The sequence below is a fragment of the Desulfopila aestuarii DSM 18488 genome, assembly GCF_900143695.1.
GTDB classification, from domain to species: domain Bacteria; phylum Desulfobacterota; class Desulfobulbia; order Desulfobulbales; family Desulfocapsaceae; genus Desulfopila; species Desulfopila aestuarii.
Genome location: NZ_FRFE01000007.1, coordinates 1 through 24,582, shown reverse-complemented (window position 1 = coordinate 24,582; position 24,582 = coordinate 1). Strand labels below are relative to the sequence as shown.

At 50.3% G+C, this 24,582-nt stretch carries 21 protein-coding genes; 13 read left to right on the top strand and 8 right to left on the bottom strand.

Annotated features, from left to right (window positions below; all coding sequences use genetic code 11):
* Positions 1 to 39: 39 nt before the first annotated feature.
* Complete coding sequence (locus tag BUF15_RS27055; RefSeq protein ID WP_159441261.1) at positions 40 to 177, bottom strand: hypothetical protein; 138 nt, start codon at positions 175 to 177, stop codon at positions 40 to 42.
* A 299-nt stretch (positions 178 to 476) separates the two neighbouring features.
* Between BUF15_RS27055 and BUF15_RS08720 the strand changes: the two genes are divergently transcribed.
* From BUF15_RS08720 to BUF15_RS08695, 6 genes are all read left to right on the top strand, one after another.
* A complete protein-coding gene (locus BUF15_RS08720) occupies positions 477 to 713 on the top strand; it encodes a hypothetical protein (RefSeq protein WP_073613092.1) in 237 nt (78 codons plus the stop codon).
* 379 nt (positions 714 to 1,092) lie between these two features.
* Positions 1,093 to 2,196 (top strand): peptide-methionine (R)-S-oxide reductase MsrB, encoded by a 1,104-nt coding sequence (gene msrB / locus BUF15_RS08715; protein WP_084553769.1) that lies wholly within the window; start codon positions 1,093 to 1,095, stop codon positions 2,194 to 2,196.
* A 294-nt stretch (positions 2,197 to 2,490) separates the two neighbouring features.
* Entirely contained in the window at positions 2,491 to 2,787 is a 297-nt protein-coding gene (locus BUF15_RS26780) for a hypothetical protein (protein ID WP_143170671.1), read from the top strand.
* Positions 2,788 to 3,132: 345 nt separating this feature from the next.
* Positions 3,133 to 3,465 (top strand): carboxymuconolactone decarboxylase family protein, encoded by a 333-nt coding sequence (locus BUF15_RS08705; protein ID WP_073613090.1) that lies wholly within the window; start codon positions 3,133 to 3,135, stop codon positions 3,463 to 3,465.
* A 358-nt stretch (positions 3,466 to 3,823) separates the two neighbouring features.
* Positions 3,824 to 4,906: a TAXI family TRAP transporter solute-binding subunit gene (locus tag BUF15_RS08700; RefSeq protein ID WP_159441260.1), complete on the top strand. Its 1,083-nt coding sequence runs from the start codon at positions 3,824 to 3,826 to the stop codon at positions 4,904 to 4,906.
* Between the two features lie 9 nt (positions 4,907 to 4,915).
* On the top strand, positions 4,916 to 7,120 hold the full coding sequence (locus tag BUF15_RS08695) for a hybrid sensor histidine kinase/response regulator (RefSeq protein ID WP_073613089.1): 2,205 nt from the start codon (positions 4,916 to 4,918) through the stop codon (positions 7,118 to 7,120).
* A gap of 54 nt (positions 7,121 to 7,174) precedes the next feature.
* On the opposite strand, the gene BUF15_RS08690 is transcribed toward BUF15_RS08695, so the two are convergent.
* The 3 genes from BUF15_RS08690 to BUF15_RS08680 are packed head-to-tail and all read right to left on the bottom strand — an operon-like array spanning position 7,175 to position 9,177.
* Entirely contained in the window at positions 7,175 to 7,825 is a 651-nt protein-coding gene (locus tag BUF15_RS08690) for a TPM domain-containing protein (protein WP_073613088.1), read from the bottom strand.
* 1 nt (position 7,826) lies between these two features.
* The gene (locus BUF15_RS08685) at positions 7,827 to 8,576 is read right to left on the bottom strand and encodes a TPM domain-containing protein (RefSeq protein ID WP_073613087.1); all 750 of its coding nucleotides are present in this window, start codon (positions 8,574 to 8,576) and stop codon (positions 7,827 to 7,829) included.
* Between the two features lie 13 nt (positions 8,577 to 8,589).
* On the bottom strand, positions 8,590 to 9,177 hold the full coding sequence (locus BUF15_RS08680) for a LemA family protein (protein ID WP_073613086.1): 588 nt from the start codon (positions 9,175 to 9,177) through the stop codon (positions 8,590 to 8,592).
* 307 nt (positions 9,178 to 9,484) lie between these two features.
* Here BUF15_RS08680 and BUF15_RS08675 point away from each other — a divergent pair, with 307 nt between their 5' ends.
* From BUF15_RS08675 to BUF15_RS08655, 5 genes are all read left to right on the top strand, one after another.
* Complete coding sequence (locus BUF15_RS08675) at positions 9,485 to 9,934, top strand: MarR family winged helix-turn-helix transcriptional regulator (protein ID WP_073613085.1); 450 nt, start codon at positions 9,485 to 9,487, stop codon at positions 9,932 to 9,934.
* Positions 9,931 to 11,007, top strand: coding sequence for an efflux RND transporter periplasmic adaptor subunit (locus tag BUF15_RS08670; protein WP_073613084.1), 1,077 nt, complete (start codon positions 9,931 to 9,933; stop codon positions 11,005 to 11,007). The genes BUF15_RS08675 and BUF15_RS08670 overlap by 4 nt, the downstream gene beginning before the upstream one ends.
* The gene (locus BUF15_RS08665; protein WP_073613083.1) at positions 11,004 to 14,117 is read left to right on the top strand and encodes an efflux RND transporter permease subunit; all 3,114 of its coding nucleotides are present in this window, start codon (positions 11,004 to 11,006) and stop codon (positions 14,115 to 14,117) included. The genes BUF15_RS08670 and BUF15_RS08665 overlap by 4 nt, the downstream gene beginning before the upstream one ends.
* Positions 14,104 to 15,357: a TolC family protein gene (locus tag BUF15_RS08660; RefSeq protein ID WP_073613082.1), complete on the top strand. Its 1,254-nt coding sequence runs from the start codon at positions 14,104 to 14,106 to the stop codon at positions 15,355 to 15,357. Before BUF15_RS08665 ends, BUF15_RS08660 begins: the two co-directional genes overlap by 14 nt.
* A gap of 153 nt (positions 15,358 to 15,510) precedes the next feature.
* On the top strand, positions 15,511 to 16,704 hold the full coding sequence (locus BUF15_RS08655; RefSeq protein ID WP_073613081.1) for an MFS transporter: 1,194 nt from the start codon (positions 15,511 to 15,513) through the stop codon (positions 16,702 to 16,704).
* 60 nt (positions 16,705 to 16,764) lie between these two features.
* Here BUF15_RS08655 and udk read toward each other — a convergent pair whose 3' ends face one another.
* From udk to BUF15_RS08640, 3 genes are all read right to left on the bottom strand, one after another.
* Positions 16,765 to 17,403: a uridine kinase gene (udk, locus tag BUF15_RS08650; RefSeq protein ID WP_073613080.1), complete on the bottom strand. Its 639-nt coding sequence runs from the start codon at positions 17,401 to 17,403 to the stop codon at positions 16,765 to 16,767.
* 114 nt (positions 17,404 to 17,517) lie between these two features.
* Positions 17,518 to 20,100, bottom strand: coding sequence for a PAS domain-containing hybrid sensor histidine kinase/response regulator (locus BUF15_RS08645; RefSeq protein WP_073613079.1), 2,583 nt, complete (start codon positions 20,098 to 20,100; stop codon positions 17,518 to 17,520).
* Complete coding sequence (locus BUF15_RS08640) at positions 20,090 to 20,959, bottom strand: substrate-binding domain-containing protein (protein ID WP_073613078.1); 870 nt, start codon at positions 20,957 to 20,959, stop codon at positions 20,090 to 20,092. Before BUF15_RS08640 ends, BUF15_RS08645 begins: the two co-directional genes overlap by 11 nt.
* 424 nt (positions 20,960 to 21,383) lie before the next feature.
* Here BUF15_RS08640 and BUF15_RS08635 point away from each other — a divergent pair, with 424 nt between their 5' ends.
* Positions 21,384 to 23,435: a lytic transglycosylase domain-containing protein gene (locus tag BUF15_RS08635; RefSeq protein WP_073613077.1), complete on the top strand. Its 2,052-nt coding sequence runs from the start codon at positions 21,384 to 21,386 to the stop codon at positions 23,433 to 23,435.
* A 122-nt stretch (positions 23,436 to 23,557) separates the two neighbouring features.
* Here the strand turns inward: BUF15_RS08635 and BUF15_RS08630 are convergent, their stop codons facing one another.
* Positions 23,558 to 23,980: a hypothetical protein gene (locus BUF15_RS08630; protein WP_073613076.1), complete on the bottom strand. Its 423-nt coding sequence runs from the start codon at positions 23,978 to 23,980 to the stop codon at positions 23,558 to 23,560.
* 435 nt (positions 23,981 to 24,415) lie between these two features.
* Here BUF15_RS08630 and BUF15_RS08620 point away from each other — a divergent pair.
* A partial coding sequence (locus BUF15_RS08620; RefSeq protein WP_143170669.1) for a DUF4372 domain-containing protein occupies positions 24,416 to 24,582 on the top strand: 167 nt, incomplete at its 3' end.

The window sequence follows — 24,582 nt, the reverse complement described above, 5'->3', positions numbered from 1 at the left end:
GTGAGCCTAACCACCGGTGTCCACTTTTACTTGACCACATCAGTCTCCAGAGGCATGGTTCATTATGCCCATATGGGCGCCGGTAACCCAATTGGGCGTGTTGTCCGGTTCGGCCCCGACAATAGTGGTAAGACAAGGGTAGAGGCCATTTTTTGCTCCTAATGCGACTCGTATCATAGTGTTCCTTTCTTGTTATTTTGGTGAGAGGTTAGGTTCAGTTCAGTGACATGGTATAAGCAGCCGCTATAGTTGCTGAACCGATAAGTGTTTGTTGTGCATGCAAATATGTATATCTCTCGTGAAAATCGCGGCATTAAATTTGCCTGGTTTGGATTCTTCTCTCACACATCCAGCATCTTTACCGAATCTTTACATTCGCTTTATTCGACCTTCACCTCCTGTATATACCGTTTGAGGCAAAGGGGAGAGTTCCCTGGAAAAGCTGATAACGCTCTAACGAAAAACGGAGGTGGAACATGAGAACACTGACTACAGTAATGATGGCAGGAATTGCTCTGATGATGGCCGGTTGCAGCAGTTACGATATGATGGACAAGCCGATGAACACGAAGATGGCCAGTATGGAAGATACAATGGATCCAAAACCAATGGACAGCATGGAGGAGACGTCGGCCATCATGATGAAGGGCAATAGTGCCAATGATACGATGATGAAACCCGCTGCAGATACCATGACCGAAACAATGCAATAGGATTGACAACGGTAATTGGGGAGATGAGCTATGCGAAGAACATTTTTTTCTATACTTCTGCCGATCGCCCTCTTTGTCGCTATGGTCAGCGGTTTTTCCCCGCTGGCCACTGCTGGGCAGGAAAAAGCGACTTTCGTGGTTGCTTGATATGATGTTGGTCGAGATGCCCTGGCAGGGCGGAAAGGGATAGCGGATGTCAGCTCCGGCTGGCTTGGCTTATCAGAAGTGAACAGGGTGACTTTTGATCCGGAGAAGGTGACCTTACAAGAGATGGAAGGATGGTTAAGAGAATCCGGAACCTTTATTCGAACTGTTCCTGCAGAAGAGTAATTGAGGAACATGGCAGAATACAAAAACTGAAATCAGCAGGAGAAATACTATGAGATATAGAAAACGAACAGTGTTAGTCATTGTGTTAGCCCTGTTTGCTGGAGGCTTTGCAGATACCGGCCTGCTAAGCCACGCGCAGCAGATGTCGGCGACAAAGGAAAATAACCAAGCGGTTGAGCATGCACTTTTTGCTGGCGGCTGTTTCTGGTGTATGGAAAAACCGTTTGAGCATCTGGATGGGGTGGTCTCGGTGATATCGGGGTATGCCGGTGGGACAACCGAGAACCCCACCTATCAGAATTACGGTGCAGGCGGCCACACCGAGGTGGTAGATATCACCTACGACCCGACCAGGGTATCCTATGGCAAGCTGCTAGATGTCTATTGGCGACAGATTAATCCCACCGACCCCGGCGGCCAGTTTGTCGATCGAGGCCATGAATATGTCTCGATTATCTTCGTTTACAACAGCGAGCAGCGGCGGCTGGCTGAAGCCTCAAAAGCAAAACTGGAATCCTCCGGCATCTTCAAGAAACCGGTGGTGACGCCGATCCTCGATGCGCCAAAATTCTGGCCCGCCGAGGAGTACCATCAGGACTATTACAAGAACAACCCAATCCGTTACAATTTTTACCGTTCCCGTTCAGGTCGTGACGACTTTATCAATTCCAACTGGAAAGGAGTGAAGATCGATCTCAGTGGCGAGGGGGGAACTGCCATGATGAAACCGACCCAGGAGGAACTAAAGAAGCGTTTGACTCTGCTGCAATATCACGTTACCCAGGAAGAAGGCACTGAACCGCCGTTTAAAAACGAGTTCTGGGACAATAAAAAAACAGGAATCTATGTCGACATCGTCTCCGGCGAACCGCTCTTTAGCTCAACCGACAAATATGACTCGGGCACCGGTTGGCCAAGCTTTTCACGTCCTCTGGTACCAGAGAATATCATTGAGCGTGAAGACCGGAGTTTGTTTTCGACCCGCACAGAAGTTCGCAGCAAGGGCGCCGACTCCCACCTCGGTCACGTCTTTCCTGACGGACCGGCGCCGACCGGTCTTCGTTACTGTATCAACTCGGCGGCACTCCGTTTTGTGTCTGCAGATACGTTGGCAGACGCCGGTTATGGTGAATTTGCAAAGCTATTTAAATAAGGATCAGAAGGTGGTTGTGAACGAGTAGAAAGCCTTCGCCTTTCGCTTCTGAAAATTATTACAGAGGTAGCAGATGCATCTGTAATTGCTTGTCCAAGAGCCACATCTCCCGCCTCGCCATTTTTTTTCGGGGTGGGATTTCTTTTGCCTGAAATTGCGCCGAAATTTTACCCTGCTGCTGGACGTGATTTCGAGCATTTTTTTGCTTATGCCCTTTTTTTCCGTATAATAAAAGTACAGCCAATGCCATATGGGAACAGGCAGGTCTGCAATCGAAAACAGATGGAGGAGCGCATGCAATCTCTGACCTATCAAGACATTATCGATGAGAAGATAGCCGAATGGCGAAAAAGTCTGAGCAACCTTGAGGCTCAGGCCGAAAAATCGGCACATGGCAACCAGGATGAACTGAGGACAAAGATAAAAAAGCTCAGAGAGGCGATAGATACCGCCACCATTCAGCTTCATGACCTCGATGCACATGAAACCGTCGGCAATACAATGCAGACTAAAGATGAAATATTAAAAATATTCAGGTCAATCGATAAGAATTTCGTGGGCAATGAGGAAACGACACCATTTATGCTCTAACCTGCCTATTGAAATCGTAATGCTAATGTCGGAAGATTTCTTGAGAGTGCAGCTCGGCTTTTGGTAAACCGACAACTCTTGAAATATCTGAGATGAACGATCAATGACGAGACAGCAGGGCGTGCAGGCGCTGTTTCTTTAATGACAAGTTATTTGTGGGGCGAGGGCGCAAGGTCCTGGCGATGATCGACATCTGGAACTGCTGATTTTTGCTGGTATTTCAAGTGTGATGATGGTATGCCAGGAACAGAAGCGAGTGGTAGTCGAGTGGCGGGTGCGGTTTGCTCTGAGCATGCCAAGTACGTATAGCCCTGCTGATTATTCATTTCCAACGATGACAAAGCGATGACAGAACAAAAATTCCTGAGCAGAACCTATTTCGACGTTTCCCGAAGCTATCCGGAAATCATGTCAGCCATGAGTGAGCTGGGCACAGTTGTTCGTAAGAGCGGTCCCTTGGATGAGAAGACCACGCATCTTATTCAGCTGGCAGCAGCGGCGGCAAATAACTCGGAAGGTTCGGTACATTCCCATTCTCGACGGGCTATTGACGCCGGAGCCACACCAGAGGAAATCTACCATACCATTCTGCTGCTCATCCCTACCTGCGGTTTTCCCCGGGCTATGGCAGCAGTGTCCTGGTGTCGTGATATTGTTGAGGGTGAGTCCGGGGAGTAATCTCTGCTAACACTTTCTGATGCTGGCGGTTCTTGACCGCCAGTTTTCTGTCACTGCGGTTTATCCAGAAAGCGGCAGTTGCCATCTGTCGTCCATTTTCTATGAGTTCCTCTGCTGACATGTCAGCGTCACTTGCGAAGAAGACGGCTACGTGCTTCTGAAAATTGGGGATGCCGTCACCGGAATCCTTCAGTTTGGTAAACCTTCACCATATGTGTCGAATCCTGGTTTTATAGGACGCTCTCTGTCTTTTGCCGTCTGTCATTTCTCATATGAACCGAATGTATGCTAGAATGGCTGAGGGACGGTTCTTTACATGGTCTTTCTCCTGAAGTTATTTCATATTAAAGGGGCATCAATGCACATTCTTATCCGTATCCCCGATGGTTTTACGAAACCATCGGCATATTCGGTTTCGCCGAATCCTCAACGACTGCGCGTCGACAAATATGTTTTGCCCAAATGGATTTTCATGACGCTGGCAGCAATACATTTCCTCATCTTTTCACTTATGGTGCACTCCGCCGCCAATGCATTTACACCGTTTCGTATTGGCACCGGTGGAGAGACGGGTGTGTATCATCCCATCGGTAAACTCCTTGCCTCGGGGATTACGTTGGAAGCCAAAAAGAAAGATTCGCCTCTTGACGGTTATATCGGTGTAGCCCAGAACTCAGCCGGTTCGATCGAAAACATCAAAGGGGTTGAATCGGGCTTGATCGAAGCCGGAATGGCACAGGCGGACATCGCTTCATTTGCCTATAACAGGGAAAAAATGTTTGCAGGTGCCGATAAACCGTCATCAATACGGGCAATTGCGAGTCTGTACCCCGAGAAATTTCACATCGTAGTCAGAACGGATGCAGGGATCAGCCATTTTACAGATCTTAAAGGGAAAAGGATTTCAATTGACGAAGAAGGGTCCGGCACGCTGGCAGTCATGCGGATTATCCTGCAGGCGTATAACCTGTCGGAAAGCGATCTGTCTCCCGTCTATCTCAAACCCATGTATACCCATGGAAAAATGAAAAATGGTGATATTCAGGGATTTGTCTCGATGGCCGGGGCACCAATGGATGCGGTCAGCAGACTTCTTGAAACAGGTGTCACCCTCATATCCCTTGACCAGAAAGTAACTGCAGAAATTACCAGACACTATCCATATCTCTTTCCCGGCAGGATCGAGGCCGGCATTTATCCGGAAATCCCTACTGCCGATACACTGGAAGTGTATGCTCTGCTTGTTGTAGACGAGAAGATGCCAAACGACGTGGCTTATGCCATTACTGAAGCGTTGTTTGATCGTCGAACCACCGCTTTGTTGCGTGAGGGCCACCCGCAAGGCGTGGCGATCACCCAGGATACGGCATTGAACGGTGTTTCGATTCCCCTGCACCCTGGAGCTGAGCAGTTTTATAAGGAAAAAGGTATATTCAAGTGATATACGGCAATGGCATCGTATTCATTTAAGCATAGGCATCAGCTCCTCTTCTGGGTCTCCATGGCTGGAGTCATCTCCGCCGTCATGCTTGTGGTGTTCTATACCAACACGACACTTCGTTCTATTGAGAAAAATCTACCGAATACCCTGCTGGTTGAGCTCAACTCCCTGTCTGTGGTTCTTGAAGAGGTCTCTGACGTTGTTTCCGCAACTCAAATAGCCAAGGCAATGCCTTCCCCCGAGAATCTTGCCCTGTTAGAGACACGAATCGAGAAAGTCCATAACAGCATCATTGAGTTGCGAGACAGCTTTGTTGCTGACAACTTGATCAATGCTTCCGCTTTCCATGCGGTCCTGGCACCAGCCATCGCCGATCTTCTCATCTGGTCTCGTGACGGTATATCGGGTTATGGTCCTGACTCCGAAGTGACCCTAAGTTTTATGGAGGTGCGCATAGCAGAGGCCTTTCATCAGGCAATTGCTCTCAAACATAACTCGCAGCAGCAGGCACAACAGATCCTCGATAATCAGCGCCAGCGCTTGGGATCATTTCAGCAGAGCGCCACTATCATGCTGATGCTGACGCTGTTGATCGTCTTTTTCTCGGTGTATCTGCTTATCCGTCAGATAACCTTGAAAAACAGAGAGATAAAAACCAACGAACAGTTGCAGGAACAGCATAATCTTCTTGAAAGTCTCTTGCAGAACCTGCCGCTCGGCATAGCTGTCTGGGATAAAAACAGAAATATTCTCCACCTTAACAAGAGCTTCACCCGGATAACCGGCTATACGGTTGAAGACATGCCGAACTTGAGCTGTTGGGCTCAGCTTGCCTACCCGGACCCGGAGTATCGGCAATATGTGGTTGAACACTGGAGGTATTCACGCCAGCAGAATAGTATTGCTGAGTACAGAGTAACCTGCAAAAACGGCGAGATTAAAGATATAGAGTTCCAGGCGGCTTATCTGCCCGATTCCCGTATTATTAACACATTTACCGATGTTACTGAACGGAACCGAAATGAGCATGCCCTGCAAGAGAGTAGAAAAATCAAAGCCCGCGCAACGAAGATGGAATCTCTTGGTCTTCTGGCCGGTGGTGTCGCTCATGACCTGAACAACATATTGTCAGGTGTTGTCAGTTATCCTGAATTACTGCTTATTGATCTCAAGCCCGATAATCCAATGCGGAAACCCATACAGATCATCCAGGATTCAGGACAGAAGGCAGCGGCAATCGTCCAGGATCTGCTGACTGTTGCACGGGGGGTGGCAATTGCCAAGGAGTCTGTCAATATAAACGAGGTTGTCAAAGGATATCTTCAATCTCCCGACTTCAGGCGATTGTGTGAATTTCACCCCGGAGTATCTCTTGACATTTCCCTAGATGAAGATCTGGCCAATATTATGGGTTCTCAGATCCACATCTTGAAAATCCTGATGAATCTCGTCTCCAATGGCTTCGAGGCGATTGAAGACAAAGGGCGTGTGCTGATCACAACAGGCAATTGTTTTGTCGACTCACCGTTTCGCGGTTACAACACTGTCGATGTTGGCGAGTATGTTCTGCTCGCGGTATCCGATGAGGGCAAAGGCATATCAGAAGAAGATCTTGAGCGGATTTTTGAACCATTCTACACAAAGAAGGTGATGGGGAGAAGTGGTACGGGGCTGGGACTGGCGGTTGTCTGGAATGTTGTTCAGGACCACAACGGCTACATTAATGTTGTTAACTCTGAGGCTGGGACAACATTTCAGGTGTTTTTTCCCATAACAGGTAAAGAAAGACGTGAGCAAGATGCACCGTTGGTCTTGACTGATGTCTCAGGCCACGGTGAGGAAATTCTTGTAGTTGACGACGTAGAAACCCAGCGGCACATCACTTCCCTCATCCTGGAAAAACTGGGTTATACGGTGCGGTCAGCAGCAAGTGGTGAGGAGGTGATTGAAAGTATAAAGAAGCATCATGTGGATCTGGTTCTTCTCGACATGATCATGGCTCCAGGGATGAGCGGCAGAGAAACCTACGAACAGATGCTTCGGGTGAATCCACATCAGAAGGCGATCATTATCAGTGGCTTTGCCGAGACGGAGGATGTCAAGGTTACCTTATCGCTCGGTGCAAGCCATTTTCTGAAAAAACCGCTGAAAATCCATGATCTTGGCGTTGCAATCCGCGAAGCACTTGGTGCAGGCCATCCTGGCCAGTTATAAGGTGATCCTGCTTGCTCAGCAAGATCAGTGTTATGCTGGCCCCCCGCCACAACTTCATCGTATGATGAGGTTGTGCAGCTCGTCCGTATCATCGCGCCGGTAGGGAAAATGTGTTTTCAATATTCCGCCGACCTGGCGCACCGCCATGCAGAGTGCTTCCCCATGATTCCCAGACTTTATCCCCTGAATCAGCTCGTTCACGATGTTTTCCCACTCGGCTGGATTGATCTTATCATTGATTCCTTTATCACCCAGAATCCAGACTTTCTGTTCCAGTACGGAGATGAAAATGATAATGCCGTTTTCTTCACGGGTGCGGTAGAGTCCCTCGCCATAAAAAGATGTGATGGCTGCTTCTTCAACTTCTTCTTCTATTTCACGTGCACTTAAAAATTGCCGCTTGAGCTTTACAGAGCGGTTGACTACGAACCGTAATGGCAGGTAGAACAGCGCGAAAAAGAACACAAAAAGATACATGTTGTCGGAGCCCGTCCAGAAGGAGGAACCAAGCTGCGAAGTGCAGACCAGGGCTAACGGCAGGGCCATGAGCGTTGCGCCCCGCACCGCCGCCATAGGGTAATGATGACTGGCAGAGATGATCATCGGCACAATTTCGCCGGAGGTTTCACGCTCCGCCTTTTGGACCTCTGAGGTAACGGCCTGCTGTTCTGATGCTGTCAGAAATTCTTTTGCCAATGTCTCCATATTACCATCCTCCTGAAGCACCGCCGCCGCCAAAGCCGCCGCCGCCACCGCCAAAACCACCGCCGAATCCTCCGGATGAACCTCCGAATCCGCCACCACCTATATAACGGGATGATCGGCGACTGCTGCCGGTGAATCCCTTTCGCCTCAGCATCCGGCTGAGAATGAAAATACCGATAAATATCATGTAGACAAATGCAGCGGAATTCGTAAAGCCGCCAGACGTGTTGCCCGATTTATGATCGGCGGCGGAAAACTCTCCCTTCACTGTCGCCATCATCGCACTGACCCCGTCGATGACACCCTGATCAAAATTACCCTCCTTGAAGCGAGGGGTTATGATATTGCGGATAATCCGGCCGGATGTGAGATCGGTAAGTGTTCCCTCAAGCCCATAACCCACCTCGATACGCAGCTTACGATCATTCCTGGCAATAAGCAGTATGGCGCCGTTATCGAGTCCCTTCTGGCCGATTTTCCAGGCTTCAGCAACCCGTATCGAGAATGCTTCCAGCGAATCGCCTTCTAAAGAGGGGATGGTGAGCACCACGATCTGGGTGGACTGGTCTGCCTCAAACGCCTTCAGCGAGCCTTCGAGCTGGGTCACCGTTGAGGAAGCGAGGAGGCCGGCATAATCGTTCACCCGCGCTTTCAGCGGCGGTACCTCCAGGGCCAGAAGCACCCCAGGCATGAGCAGCAGGAGCAAGAACAGAAAAATGACGTACGGTTTAAAGCCGGTTGTCCTGAACATGCGGGTTTATCCTCTATTGGAATTTGACCTGCGGTACAGCCTTGGCGGCCTCGTCAGCCTTGAAATATTCCTTGCGATCCAGTTTCAACAGCAAATTATTGGTGAGGCTCTCGGGAAAACGCCGGATGGCGCCATTGAACTCTTCCACCACCTGATTGTAGCGCTGGCGGGCTACGTTGATCCTGTTTTCGGTGCCTTCCAGCTGGTTCTGCAGATCAAGAAAATTCTGATTGGCTTTGAGGTCGGGATACCTTTCCACCACGACCATCAGTCTCGACAGCGCCGAGGTCAGACCACCCTGAGCCGCCTGGAATTCCTGCATTTTTGCTGCATTACCTAAATCGCCCGGGGCAACCTGCACGGAGGTGGCTTTGGAACGAGCGTTGATCACCGCTTCGAGGGTTTCGCGCTCATGGGAGGCGTAGCCTTTAACTGTTTCCACAAGATTGGGGATGAGGTCGCCGCGTCGCTGGAGTGCCGCTTCGATATCGGCCCAGGCCTTGAATACCGCCTCTTCTTTCATCTGCAGTGAGTTATAGCCGCAACTGCTCAGCAGCAGCAGCGAGAAAAGGATGGCCACTAATCTGGCTGTTTGTCTCATATGCTTCTCCTTTCGTTGATAAAACAAGATATGTATCTGTATGAATAGAGAAAATGTCTACAGTTGTTCACCATATATCGTTCATGCCTCTCTGTCCAGCGCCTTTCGCTGCCTAACAGGTTGGGTGCGCTGCAAAAGGCTGCTGAGGTAATGGAAAGCAGTGGTTTGTCAGAGAATTGAAAATATGTTGACAGGGAAAAGGTTGTTGCGTAGATAGTTGACTGATTAACTATACCCTGAGCCTTTTGCAAAAGACTCTCCTGTCCGGAATTGTACGAACGGGCAAGCAATACGAAAGAGGTAGAGAATGACAACATGCCAAAACGACCCTATCGGCCGTCTGGTATACATGACGACAATGGCCATGAAAACCTGTGTGGAAAATAGGGTGAAACCCTATGATCTGACGGCGGAACAGTTCCATGTGCTGAAAAGTCTCAGTGAGGAGCACGGTATCACCCAGAACCAGCTCTGCGAGATAGTAATGAAAAGCCCGGCCAACATGACCCGCATTCTCGATCGGCTGGAGAAAAAAGAGTGCATTGAGCGGCGAGCCAATCCGGACGATCGGCGATCAACCCTGGTCAATCTGACCCCGGGCGGCGAGGATTTGCTTCGTCTCGTACGATTGGAACTGAACGGTTTTGAGGCGGAGATTACAGCAGGGCTTAGTAACCAGCAGATACAGGACATTAAGGATGGTCTGAAGATCATCCACGCAAATATTCTTGAACTTACCAGGAGATATGAGAAATGAGAACAAAGATGCAAAAAGTTGTGTGGCTGCTGGCTGCCCTGGCTCTGGTCTTTCTCAGCGTTCCGGCAATGGCTGCCGATGGTCCACCGCCGGCGAAGGTGGTAGTCGGCAAAGTCACCCAACAGGAGGTTGCCCAGACTCGCTCGGTGATCGGTGTTGTGTACTTTGAGCGCATAAGCGATATTTCCACCGAGGTGGCGGGGCTGGTTGAAGCTGTAAAGGTGAACCAGGGCGATCACGTGGAGGAGGGCGCCCCCCTGGTGGTGCTGAATACCGAAATCCTCGAACAGGAAATTGCCCTGACCAGAACCCGTATTGAACAGGCTCAGCTGCGAATCGACAATACCCGCAAGAATTTCCTGCGTCTGCAAAAACTCTACAGCCAGTCTGGTGTCAGCGAAAAGGAATTTGATGATGCCCAATATGCCTACAACGATGCCCAGAAAGAGAAACAGGCCGGTGAGGATACCCTGAAAAAACTGCAGATCCAGAAGCAGCGTAGTGTCATTACGGCCCCTTTTGCCGGGACGATCCTGACCAAGGATGTCGATTCTGGTGCATGGGTAACGCCGGGAAAACAGCTGCTCAGTCTTGGCTCCAGCGAAGATATTTTCGTGCGAGCGCCTGTGGCTGAGAATCTGCTGAAGTTTGTTGAACTTGGTTCCAGCGTGCCGGTTATTATCACCGCCTTTGACAAGGAGATCACCGGCAAGGTGGTCGATATCGATCCGGTGGCAGATATGAAAACCAAGAATATCTTTATGAAAATCCGGATTCCTGCTCCTGAGATGGTTGCCCAGAACATGTCGGCCACGGTCCATGTTCCGGCAGGTCCCAAACAGCAGTTGCAGGTACTGCCCCGGGCAGCGGTGGTGAAATTCCAGGGTAAGGATTTCGTCTATACGATAAAGGAAGGCAAAGCGGCGATCCTGCCTGTGAATATCGTCACCTTCATGGGCGAGAGTGTGGCTGTCGACAATCCATACATCGTGCCGGGTATGGAGGTGGTGGTGGAAGGCAATGAGCGGCTGCGTCCCGATCAGCCGGTAACCACCGGGGGTGAGCAGAAATGAACATCGTTGAATATGGGCTGCGCAAGCCGGTTACCATAGCGGTGGCGGTGATCCTGCTCCTGGTTTTCGGTATCATCGGGCTGAATAAGTTGCCAGTACAGCTGACGCCAGATGTCGAGACCCCGCAGATTACCGTTCAGACCACCTGGAGTGGTGCTACGCCTTATGAGATCGAAAAAGATATCATTGAAAAGCAGGAAGAGGCGCTGAAAGGTTTGTCGGGTCTCACCAAAATGGAGAGCGCCAGTTACAACAATTTCGGTGAGGTAACCCTCTCTTTTGGCCTTGATACCGACTTGAACGAGGCGCTATTGCGCGTCTCCAACAAAATGAACGAAGTCTCGGGCTATCCTGACAGTGCCGATAAGCCGGTGATCGAGGCGGCAGGTGCGAACAGTTCGCCGGTGATCTGGGCGATGCTGAAGACCACCAAGGATAATCCCAATTCGATCAACCATTATCGGACATATTTTGAGGACAATGTCCGGCAGCACCTTGAACGTGTGGAAGGTGTTGGTTCACTGCTGATCTTCGGCGGCACCAATTCCGAGCTGCATGTGACCCTCGATATGGAGGAGATGGCGAAAAACAACATTTCCATCAACCAGATAACCGCCGCTGTGAAGAATGCCAATGTCACCACCTCGGCCGGTGTCATGGGTATTGGCCGAAAAAACTACCGGATCAGGACCCTCGGCCAGTTTCAGAATCCCGAGGATGCCTTGGATGTCGTGGTCTTCGATGACGGTTTGAAACGGGTCTACCTGCGCGATATAGCCACGGTAACTCCTGGCTTTAACAAGGAGAGTGGTGGCGTTTTCCATAACAGCGACCAGGTACTGGTTATCGGTATCCGTAAGGAACCCGGGGCGAACGTGCTGTCGATGACTGATCGGGTAGAGGAGGCTATTACTGAACTCAATAACGGCCTTCTAAGCGAGAAGCACCTCTATATCGATATGGTCTACGACCAGCGGCCCTACATCAATACCGCCATCGGTCTGGTAAAACAGAACGTTGCTGTCGGTGGTTTTCTGGCTGTTTGTGTTCTTCTGCTTTTCCTACGCAGTGTGCGATCGACCTTGACCACGGCCATTGCCATTCCGGTATCAGTTATAGGCTGCTTTATTTTTCTCTGGCTCTCCGGTCGCAGTCTCAACGTCGTCAGTCTTGCCGGTATCTCTTTTGCGGTGGGTATGCTTGTTGATAACTCCATAGTTGTACTGGAGAATATCGACAGGCACAGGCAGATGGGCAAGTCGGCGTTCAAGGCGGCGCTGGAAGGTGCCAATGAGGTGTGGGGTGCTGTCTTTGCCTCCACCGCAACCACTGTGGCGGTCTTTTTACCTGTCATTTTCATGAAGGAAGAGGCCGGACAGCTCTTTCGCGATATAGCCATCGCTATCACCTTCTCGATTATTCTCAGTCTTTTGGTGTCGGTGACAGTAATCCCGACCCTTATCAATATTCTCTACCGAAAGCGTGAAGAGAAAAAGCAGAACTGGATGCAAAAAAGTACCGTGGGTCCGCTGGCGGCGAGCGTTCTAATGGCTATTTCCAATTTTTGCACAAAAAACGTTCTCACCCGGATTTTGACAGTGGTTGTATTTACAACGGTATCTGTCGGGGCAGTGGTGATGTTAAAGCCGAGTGCTGAATATCTGCCTCAGGGAAACCGTAACCTGATTCTGAACATCTTAGTGCCGCCGCCGGGGTATTCGGTGGAGAAGCTGAAAAGTATCGGTACGTATATTTTTGACGAAACCAAGCCGTATTTTAATGTCGAGGAAAAGGACGGTTTCCCTGGAATCAGCCAGCTCTTTTATGTCGGTTCTGACCGTTTCACACTTTTTGGCGGAATCTCCACCAGTGAAACCCGGGCAGCGGAATTGATCCCACTTTTTAACCGGATCATGCGCGGTATTCCCGGCTTCTTTGGTGTCTCTTTGCAGGCAGGGATCTTTGAGACCGGCCTTGGCCAGGGACGAAGCGTGGAGGTGAATATTTCCGGCGAAAATGTCGAACAGATTGCCGGGGCGGCCATGATGCTCTACGGAGCCACCATGCAGGCGGTGCCAGGTTCGCAGGTGCGGCCGGTACCTTCCTTTGAAACCAGCTACCCGGAGATCCGGGTGGTGGCTAACAAGGAACGATTGGCGGCAAATGGCCTGACCGAAAGGGACCTGGGCGTCTATGTCGATGTGCTGATGGATGGTCGTAAGATCGGCGACTTCCGCCCGGAAGGGGTCAAGCAGATCGATATGGTGTTAACAGGCAGTGAGGAGATCTACGATACCCCGGAGAAGATTCTGAAGGCGACCATCGTCAGCGCTTTTGGCGACCTGATCCAGGTGGGTGACGTGGCTGATTTGGTCTATAGCCAGGGTATGCCGCAGATTAACCATCTGGAACGAAAGCGTACTATTACTCTCCAGGTGACGCCGCCCAAGACGGTGCCGATCCAGGAGGCGATGGATACTATCCAGAACAACCTGATTGCCCCGATGCAGAAAGAAGGGAAGCTCCAGGGGCTGGAAATATCTATCGGTGGCAATGCCGACAAACTGGTGGAAACGGGCGAGGCGCTCAAATGGAACCTGCTGCTGGCACTTCTCATCACCTATCTCCTGATGGCAGCATTGTTTGAGAACTTTTTCTATCCGTTCATCATTCTGTTTTCCGTGCCCATGGCGGCGGCTGGTGGTTTTGTCGGATTGGTGCTGGTCAACACCTTCGTTGCACCGCAAGGGTTTGACGTACTGGCCATGCTTGGCTTTATCATCCTGATCGGAACGGTGGTGAACAATGCTATCCTTATTGTCCATCAGTCACTGAATAACGTTCGTTATCACGGATTGGTTGGCGTTGAGGCGGTCTCTGAATCGGTACGGACCCGTATCCGTCCCATCTTCATGAGTGCCACCACCAGCTTGCTGGCTATGACCCCGCTGGTACTTTCCACCGGCTCCGGTAGTGAACTATATCGCGGGCTGGGCTCGATTCTTTTAGGCGGTCTGGGATTGTCCACCTTGCTGACCCTTTTTGTTATCCCTGCGCTTCTCGTTTTTGTCATCGGTTTTGAAAGGAGTAGAACAGATGAAAATAGTTAGTATTCTTGCCTGTGGTGTGTTGTTGGGTTCAGCGGTTCAGGCCGCTGAACTCGCTGACATGCAGAAAATGGCCATCGAAAACCGTGCAGTGGTCCAGCGCTATATAACCGCCGTGGAAAAGAGCGAAAAAGACGTAACCATCGCAAAGGGCGCCTATTATCCTTCGGTCGATATTTCGTATATCGCCAACTCTCTTGACGACACAAACCTGTCGAATCTCGACTCTGAGAATTCTATTGCGTCCGGTAGAGTGAGCTGGAATATCTTTTCCGGTTTCAGGGATAAATACAACCTCGCTACGGCAGAACAGTTGCGTGAGGTGGAAAACCAACGCCTTGCCGCCATCCGTCAGGATATTCAGTTGAACGTGGCACTGAGTTATCTGTACGTCTTTGATAGAAAGGCGAATCTTCGGGTGTCGGAGGACGCCTATAAGACGCTTGAGCAGTTCTACAGAGACGGAGAAAACCGGTTCGAGGTTGGTTTGATCGGCAAAAACGAATTGTTGAAATTCCGGGTCGATTACGATAACGCCGATATCACCATGAAGGCTGCTCAGGCCACCCTGGATACCAGCGTCAATACGCTCTCACGGGAGGTCGGTACCGAGATAACCCTGCCTGAACTGATCTTCGCCGAGTTCGACAAAATGCCCAAGGAACTTGACGAAGAAGCATACCGGCAGAAAATGCTCAGCTCACGCAGTGAGATCAAGGCACTCGAAGGGTTGATAGGGGCCAGTGATTCCCAGATTCAGGCCGCCTATAGCGACTACTATCCTAAGGTGGATCTGGTCGGCAGTTACTCGAACTATGACGATAACTATGTCAACGGCGCTGGCGACAACAGCGAGGATGAACTGCGTGCCCAGATGGTACTCTCGATGAATCTCTTTCGCGGTTTTACCAAGGAAGCGAAAACCAGCAAAGCTAAACTTGAAAAGCGCCAGCTCCAGTACGATTTGCAGGAGTTAAAAGATACTTTTACCAACGATCTCCGGAATATTTTTATCGATTACCGGATAAGTCTGGCCAATGTTGAGGTGGCGCGCCGTTCTATTGAGCAGGCCCAGGAAAACCTTCGAATCACTCGCCTGAAATATGAGGAGGGGCTGCAGCGCGAGTCTGATCTGCTGGACGCCATCACCAATCTTTCACGCGCCCAGGCCAATGAAGTTGCTGTGGTGCGCACGGTGTATCTGAATTATTTCAGGATAACCAGGATGGTTGACGGTTTCTAGTAGCTGAACGAGTCACGTATTTCATTATCCCGCCCCTCAGCCCACTTGCCTGGGCAGAGGGGTGTTTGTATTTTCTGTAAACCGCATTGTGTGGATGCTGGGCCTGAATTTTTAAAGACCGGTTTTACGTTATGGTCGGTCAGTTGTGAAGGTATGGAACGTCAGACACTTGTCACTTTATTGCTTTCGGTTTTTATCGCGCTTTTGGGCATCGGTATCATCATTCCTATCATGCCGGTGTTTGCCACCAAGCTCGGTGCTTCCGGATTTGCCCTGGGCATGATCATAGCTGCGTTTTCCGTAAGCCGCGGTCTGCTGCAGCCTGTTATCGGCAGTCTTTCCGACAAATTCGGTCGTAAATGGTTTTTGGTTGCAGGACTCTGCATTTATGGCGCAGTTGGCTTGCTCATTCCCCATGCCCATAGCGTTATTGACCTTATCATCATCCGTGGTTTCCACGGCGTCGGTTCGGCCATGATTGTACCAATCGCCATGGCCTATATGAGTTTTCTCGCCCCGGAAGGACAGGAAGGGCGCTACATGGGGTATCTGAATATAGCCATTTTCTGTGGCATCGGCTGCGGCCCGGTGTTTGGTGGTTTTTTCAATGATCACTGGGGAATGGCTTCAGCCTTTAACGCTATGGCGGCTTTAAGTTTTTTCTCGTTTGTGTTGGTGATGTACAAGATGCCGGCCCATGTGCCGGCTCGGGATAAAGGCCGTCGCGGCTTAGTAAAAAGCATGGTGGCAATGGTGCAGCGACGACGGACGGCGGGGATACTGGCAGCTCGATACGCCACCATGATCATGATGGTGCCGACCATGGCCTTTCTACCGCTGCTTATGTCGAATTGGGAAGGCGTTACCGGATTGCAGATCGGGATCGTTATCGCTAGCAGAACCCTGGTCAACGCGCTTCTGCAGGTGCCGTTTGGCAAACTGGCTGATCGGCGGAGCAAGCTGGTTCTGCTGCTATCGGGAACGACCCTCATGTGTCTGGCGATGATATTGGTTCCTCAGGTTGAGACAGTAACACGGATGATGCTGCTCTATATGCTTTTAGGGGTAGGGGAAGCGATCATCTGGCCGGTGCTGGGAGCATATGCCTCAGAAGAAGGCCGCAAACATTTCGGCCACGGCACCATGATGGGTGTTTTCAGCCTGGCCATGAGCGCAGGTGTCTTTACCGGGGCAATGCTGAGCGGCTACACCATGGACCATCTGGGCATAGCTTCGGCCTATTATTTTACGGCGGGGGCGATTGTGTTGCTCACCTCCGGTTCGGCGTTACTTATTCACAGCGGTAATAGCAGGGACCGGAGGGATGCCGCTGCAGCTGCTGCCTGAAGATAAAAGCTGACTGCAGAACAATGCACAATGAGTTGCCACTGTCATCGCTTTTATTTGTCAGGAAAGAGGCTTGCTTGCCAGTACCGATTCAATTTTTGCGATAAAAAGATTTATGGCTACGGAGTTTTCTCCGCCATGCGGGATGATGATATCCGCATGACGTTTACTGGTTTCGACAAAGAGATCATGCATCGGTTTGACTGTGTGCAGATATTGGTGGACAACTGACTCACGGGTGCGGCCGCGCTGGATGATATCCCGTTCCATCCGGCGGATAAAGCGGAGATCGGAGTCGGTATCCACGAAAATTTTCAGATCCATCAACCCGCGCAGTTCTTCATCATGAAGGATGAGGATGCCATCGACGATGATGACTTTTTCCGGCTTGATAAGCCGACTCTCTTTTTTGCGCAGATGCTGAGTGAAATCGTATTGGGGCGCGGTTATCGGGCGACCCGCGACGATCTCCTTGAGATGGGAAATCAGAAGGCTTGTTTCGAGCGAATCGGGATGATCGTAGTTCAGCTCCGATCGTTCTTCAAAAGAGAGATGAGGATTGTCTTTATAATACCAGTCATGCTGGAGAATGATGGCATTTTCTTCACTGGTTTTTTCCAGGATTTTCCGAATGACAGTGGTCTTTCCTGATCCTGAACCTCCAGCGATTCCGATGACATATGGTTCAAGTTCGCTCATGACATATCCCTTGTTGCATTATTCGTAGTTTTATGGGATGGCACTACTGGTGCAGCGGAAAGTATACATACAGTGAAAAAAAGCTCTGGCAAGCTCAAACTGGCCAGTCGCTCTTTATGCCGGGAGAGTCGTTGCTTGCGGACTGCCTGTAGAGCCTACTCCTGTCGACGACTGCTGTTTGAAGGCCATATCCAGGGCTTCAAGCATTTCTATCCTTTCAAAGGGCTTTGAGATATAGCCATCCATTCCGGCTGCATAACAGTCTTGTTTCCCTTCATCCATGGCGTTTCCCGTCATACCGATAATGGGGATATGTTTCCCTCGTATCTTGGCTGATAGAGCCTTTATCAGGTTATTGTCTTCTCTGGCATTCGGGTTTTCTTCTTTTTCGCAGCGACGAATAAGGCGGGTCGCGGTCAGGCCATCAAGCCCCGGCATCTGGACATCCATGAAAATGACGTTGTATGTGGATTTCGCCAGAGCCACAAGCGCCTCACGCCCATTTCCCGCGACATCAATGGTATGGCCATCGAGCTCCAGCAACAGCTTGGCTATTGTCTGATTCACCGGAAGATCATCAACGACCAGAATGCGTCTCATTGGTGGCCGCGTCTCTGTCAGCTTTTCCTCTGTATGCGGATTTGTCTCACTGAAGTCTGTGGTCACACCCGTTACAGTTTTGAACCATGCGGTGAACGTAAAAGTGGTTCCTTTTTCCACTACACTGTCCACCCAGATCTCACCACCCATCAGTTCTGTCAGTTTCTTACATATCGAAAGACCAAGACCAGACCCCCCGTGTGTTCTCGCCACACTGTTTGATGCTTGCACAAATGCTTCAAAGATCTTTTTACAGGTAGTGTCATCCATGCCGCATCCGGTATCGATCACCTTGAAACTGAGCTGAATGGCGCTTTCGGACTGCGACATCTTTTCGCAAACCACCTCAATACTGCCCGACGAGGTGAATTTGAGGGCATTGCTGACCAGATTGAGGAGTATCTGGCCAAGTCGTAACTCGTCTCCAATCAGTTTGGCAGGAACATCTTCTGCGAGGGTAAAAATCAGATTAAGCCCTTTTTCTTCTACCTGTAACGTGACAATGTTGCGTATGTAGGTACATATTGAGCTGATATTGAAGGTTTTTTCCTCCAACTCCATTGCTCCTGACTCGATTTTGGAGAGGTCAAGGAGGTTGTTGATCAAGAGAAGAAGGGTCTCGACCGTGCCATCGACCATGGTAAGGTACTGCCGTTGCAATGAGGTCAATTCCGTATCGAGCACCAGTCGGTTCAGTCCTATAACGCCACTTAGCGGGCTGCGCAGCTCGTGACTGACATGGGCAAGGAACTCTGATTTAAAACGGCTTGCCTCTTCGGCCTGGAGCCGGGCCGCTTCCAGTTGTTCCTGTTGCTGTTTCAGCCGGGTGATATCCTGGGCTATCCAGACGGTACCATTTTCCCTTATCCTGTTCGGATCTATCGCCTGCCCAATGAGCCGTAGCCAGATTTGTCTGCCATCGGCCCGAATCGCCCGATGCTCCATATTAAAAATCCTGCCATCGCCAAGCGTCTCATAGATATGGTCCAAAGGTTGGGTGAAGCCAAGACATGTCTTGAGGATGAAGGATAGCTCTTTGCCGACAACCTCATCCTGCGGCATCCCGAGTATTTCTGCGGCAATGCCATTCGCTTTTTGTATGACACCGTCGCGGATAAACGTGATACCTACTCCGGCATATCTAACGATATGAACAAGCTCCAGCACCTTATCTTTCAGTTGTTTCTCAAGCACGCGAGACTCGGTTACGTCATGCAGGACAACGACCAGCCCGAGCAATCGTGCCTGCTCGTCATACAGTGGCGACACCGTGATCTCAACCTGATATTCCCGGCCGTCTATCTGGCGCTCAAGCACCGCCTGATCAAGCAGTGGGGGTGAATGCTTTTCAGATTGCAGGCATTGAAACAAAAGCTCTTCCAGGCTATGCCGGGTCTGCGGACGGATGATTCTGAAATAATCACCGAATGGTTTTCCTGCTACGTCAGCCATCGTTGTTCCCGCAAACTCTATGGCGGCAGGATTTAAAGAGAGGATGTTGAGTGATGTATCTGTGGTGATAACCGCATCAGCAATCGATCCAAGGGTAATAGTGGCCTGCTCCTTCTCCTTGTGAAGGGCCGCAAAGGCCGATCGTAGTACCCTGAGGGGAAACGTATGTAACACGAAATACAACAAAGCTCCGCCTGCACAGCTTGCGGCAAATACCAAGGCTGCTCTCACCAGTGTCGCCTGTATGGACCAGGTAATTCGCAGAAAACCTGCAGTGGTACCGGCATCGTATACCGGCGTATCAAGACTTAGCACGGGAAGCTTGAGGTTGACAACATTCTCGGCAACCAGCTTTTGATTGCTGTCAAAGATCTGGCGGTGCTCTTGAAAATCACCGGTATGTGGACGGTGTCTCAGGATGGAGGCAAGACGTATGTCCTCGTACGTCCAATAGTCGGGATTTTGGTTGATCTGCTCGGTGATTATATGCGACAGGACTTCCATCTCGGCTCCAATTGCGGCTTTCTGTTTTGCAACGGAAAAAATGAGATACAGCACGAGCGGGCTAACCATACTGAGGACGGTAGCAACTGCTATGAGACGCTGAACCGCTTTCTCCCACTCAAATCTGATGTCACTTTTCATGGTCCTGCTCATTCGCTACGGTAATTCCTGCATCGGTTAATATTTTCCTGCCCTGCTCTGACAGAATAAAATCGAGGAAATCGACAACAGCAGCAGATGCGTCGGCTCTTGTTACAAGATAATATGGCTTTTGTGGGGAATAGTGCTGGTTGGAATCTTCTTTGGCCGGATCAACTCCGTTCAATGAAAGTATCTTCACCCGACGTTTCTCCGCTCGAATCATGGCGAGAGTTGTCGGCCCAAAACTACCGTGAATCCTTTCAAGATAGGAAATCGCATCGGTATCTGTCACTGCCAGAAACAAACCTTTTGTCGCGCTGGCGACGTCAAGCGCTTTTGCCATCTCTGGTGATATCGTCTGCATCAGACGCCAGTCCGAATCATCCACTGGCCGCAAAATACGCCTGATCTGGATGCCATCCCGCCAGGTTGTGACGGTTCCTTCATAGATATTGATAAGCTGAGCAAGGGTCACATCGGCCACCTTGGTATCAGGATGAACAGCAAATACCAGGGGCGATGTACCGAGAAAATGCCCGTTTATCCCTGATTTCTCCGTTTCTTTCAGCGGACGGCTCGAAATCGCCAGATCAATGGCGCAGGATTTCAGTGCCCGAATCCCACCGGCACTTCCGAGGCTTGGCAACACCTCGACCGTGATTTCAGGATGTAAAGTCTGATAGCTGTCACCTAAAAGGCGCATGAAACCTATGCCGCTGCCGGTGCCACCCGCCGTGAGGGTAATCGCCTCAGTTCCGAGAGTCATACTGGGCAAACAGAAAATCAATATCAAAACAACACTGAAAAGTCGTGCGATAATGTGCATATCCTCGTCGCTTTTATTGCCTTCTTCTTTCATCAAAACATGGACCTCTGTTCTCAGGGTTTCCCTATTGCACTTTGTCGTATAGGGGGATTGGGCTCAACAGAACAATATAACTTGTGATGCTATATTGGCTGTGAGATATGCTTTTCCCGAGGACAGCAGTTAATGCCGCGAACCATCTCTTAAAAGGCCCTTATTTATGATATTTTCGAACGAACCACAAGAAAAAACGGAGAATAAACGAGATACGACAAGCGAGCGGGTACGGACAGCCTGTCAGGCAATCGAACAGAAGCCTTGAACAGTTCGTTGAAAAATACGATTGTAATAAAACTCGATTATTTCCGGACAAAACGCCATCCTGCTTACGCATAGGTTCTGATTGACCGTTCCCTGAATATGCTGGTATAGGAGAATCGTGGGGCAGGTGGGGTGGTATCTGGAAATGGAGGGGGAGATGGGTTTGTCCCGTAAACAAAAAGAGAAGATTCGAAGCGGCTGGTGCTGCTGTTGTCTTATTGTTGTACTTCTCACCATTCCTTTTTCCGCGGTGGCGGAAACAGTCAAGTTGCCGATGACCGTTGATTTTGCTCTACTGCGCAGCCTGGTTGCCCAGCAGGCCTATCCGGAACCTGAGGAGCGTGCCGGAGTTGTGGTGATGAACGAAGGCTGTAATGAAATATGGCTGAGCAGCCCTCAACTTGGTGAAGAAAACGGCGAGGTGCGGTTTCAGACTGATATTCATGTTGTCTGGGGCACGCCTGTGGCTGGCAACTGTGTTATGCCCATCCGCTGGTCTGGAACGGTGGTTTTCTGGCAACAACCAAAGATCGACAATGACTGGCGGTTAAGGTTTGTTACCAGGGATTCGAAACTGTTCAACCCTGTTGGTGAAAAGGCGGCAATCCCCAGTCTCATTTGGGAACTGCTCAAGAGCAATGTGCATGGCTATATCGACTCCATTGCCGTAAATCTTGCCCCGCCAATAGATAACCTCAAACAGTTCATGCAGCCTCAGCCAATTGTTTTCGCGTCTTCCCCGGCAGAGCGATTTATTGCGAGTATGCATCCCGAACAGCCGCAGGTGAAAAAACATAGCCTTGCTTTCAATATCCTTGCCGAGAGCGATGTTCCTCTCACCAGCGAGGAGGATGAGCTTGGAGTGCCCCCGATCGAGGACTCCGAAATGGAAGAACGGCTATTGGCGTTGTGGCAGACTTGGGATGCGCTTCTGGTGAACATGATCGGCCAGTTATCAAGCAAAGAGCTGAGCATTGAGGACCGCCAGTTACTCCTCGATACCTTGCTCAGCGTTCGCTATGAATTCAGCGAGGTGATAGGTGGGCCTGGATTGACCACCAATTTTATCCGCAGACAGTTCATCACCTCCTGGGCGGCCTTGAAGCCACTGTTTGAGCGTCACCTTGCCCCAAACCCTGCCGACAATTTGCTCGGCTATCTCAGCTTTTTCACCGCTGCCGATGCCCTGGTAGTGCTTGACCGTATTGGCCCAATGCTGGGCATCGACATCAGCCGTGAAGGTTTCTACCGGCTGGCGCATATGTTAAGCGACCGACCACTCGATGAAACTGGTGAGGTGAATAGTCCTTTACGCGATTTGCTTGGTTTTGGTGCCCCGCTGGCAATACCGCAACCGGAGGTGCCGGCAGAGATTGCTCCGGTAGAGCCGGAGGCGGCCCCGATCGAACCCACTCCGACAGATGCTCCTTCTGCCGATGTGCCTTTTCGTGAAACCGAACCGTCGGGTGGAGAAGAACCGCAGAAGGGGACTGCTCCTTTTGTTCCTGTCCCCAACGAGGAGTTGCTGGATGATACGGGCAGCGGTGCTTCGTATTGGCCTGACTGGAAACAGGTGTTTGGGGTAGCTGAGGCATGCGCCGCTACAACTCCCCAGTTGGACAAGGTCAGTGGCTGGACAGCGGAATTGACACCAGCGGAGCAGCTGCTGCCGAGGGTACGACTGATGTTAGGGAAATCAGCGAAGAAACTGGAAGATAAACTTGATGCCACCGTTGGTGAAGCAGGCTGGGGGCAGCGATTGCTCGAAACCACTGCCTGGCAGGAGAGCTGTTTCCGCCAGTTTATCGTAAAAGATAAAAAGATAACTTACCTACTTTCCTATAACAATACCTCAGTCGGAGTAATGCAGGTGAACGAGAAGGTATGGCGCGGTATCTACGATCTGAAAGAGCTGCGCTGGAATATCGAATACAACATCATGGCCGGCTCGGAGATCCTTGCTCTTTATCTCAATCGTTATGTTGCTGCCCATAAGGACTTTCTAGGGAAAACTGAGGAACCGGGCCGGAAGTATCTGGCAACCTGGCTCTACGCCCTCTATAACGGTGGGCCTGGACAGCTGAAAAAATTTCCCCAGCGGAGTGCCTCGAAAAAGCTCTACCGGACCGACCTGTCGTTTCAGGAAAGGTTCGAAGATGTGCAAAAAAGGGGATGGGAAACAAAGGTCGACTGCTTGCCAAAGGGCTGAAAGCAAAGGGTTGTGTTGGCTTCAGCCAGGCAACCAACAACCCTCTAGGTGGTCGCTGCCTTTGGCTGATGGCCGACAGAATCTGCACGGCCATCGAAGCGATTGGATTTTTTACAAGTCCATCATTCCTTTGGCTGCATCCGTTTTCCAAAGGCGTTATGTAAAATCTTTTTTACTGCGCCACTGTCGCCGGCGGTCAGCGAGACGATTTTCGCACCGGTCTGCATAATCGCAAGGGTCAGCCAGGCACTCAGTAACCCGCCGCCACAATAGACGGTGAGCGCAATGAGGTTGGCCATCGGGATGGCTCTGTCTTCCAGCTTTATGTCAAAGACGCTGCCGCCGATGCTTTCGGCGAGCTGGTGGATGGGTTCGGTAAGATGCGAGGGGGATTGGAGGATGGAGAAAATAAGCTGAAAAATCTCCATGGTGTACTTCAGGCCGATAATAATAATGGCAAGACCCACGCAGGTGGCGATGAGGCTGATGATACTTTTTATGATTTCCACGATTGGCGTGGAATTCTCTTCGTATGATGACATCATATGCTGGTTTTCCCTCCTGAAAAGCGTTGTTATATAGCCTGTCGGGCTATGTGATTATTTTCATGTACAAGTTTCAATAGTTACATGGAGGCCACCTTTGCATCTTTTTTGCTGAAAGTCAATGGTGGATGAACCTTGAAGGTGCTTCCCGGCATGAGGGCGTGAAAGCGTGGCACAGCCGTGAATCCAGAGGTTTTCGATATCATTCCTGGCTGGTTTCGGGATTACAGCCAACTGTCGTTTTGCCCGCACAATCATTAAAAAGGCGATTACGATCACGTCCCTCTCTCTTTTCCTCCACATCCGCGCTTTTGTATGTTTGATCACTGCTGTCTCGCAAATACATGTGTAATACCAAATAAATAAAGGCTCGGAGAGCTTCTTGTGTTATAATGAAATTGCGAAATGTCATTCAAATACAAGGAGATCCGAGCCATGGCGCATTGTAACACAATCCTCAGTCAACTTGCCGCATTTTTCCCGAGACATGATTTTGAAAAACTGGCAACTCAGTACCATCAAGGCCAAAAGTTTCGCTCCTTCAATCGCTGGAGTCAGTTCATGGCCATGATGATTGCACAATTGACCGGAAGAAAGAGTCT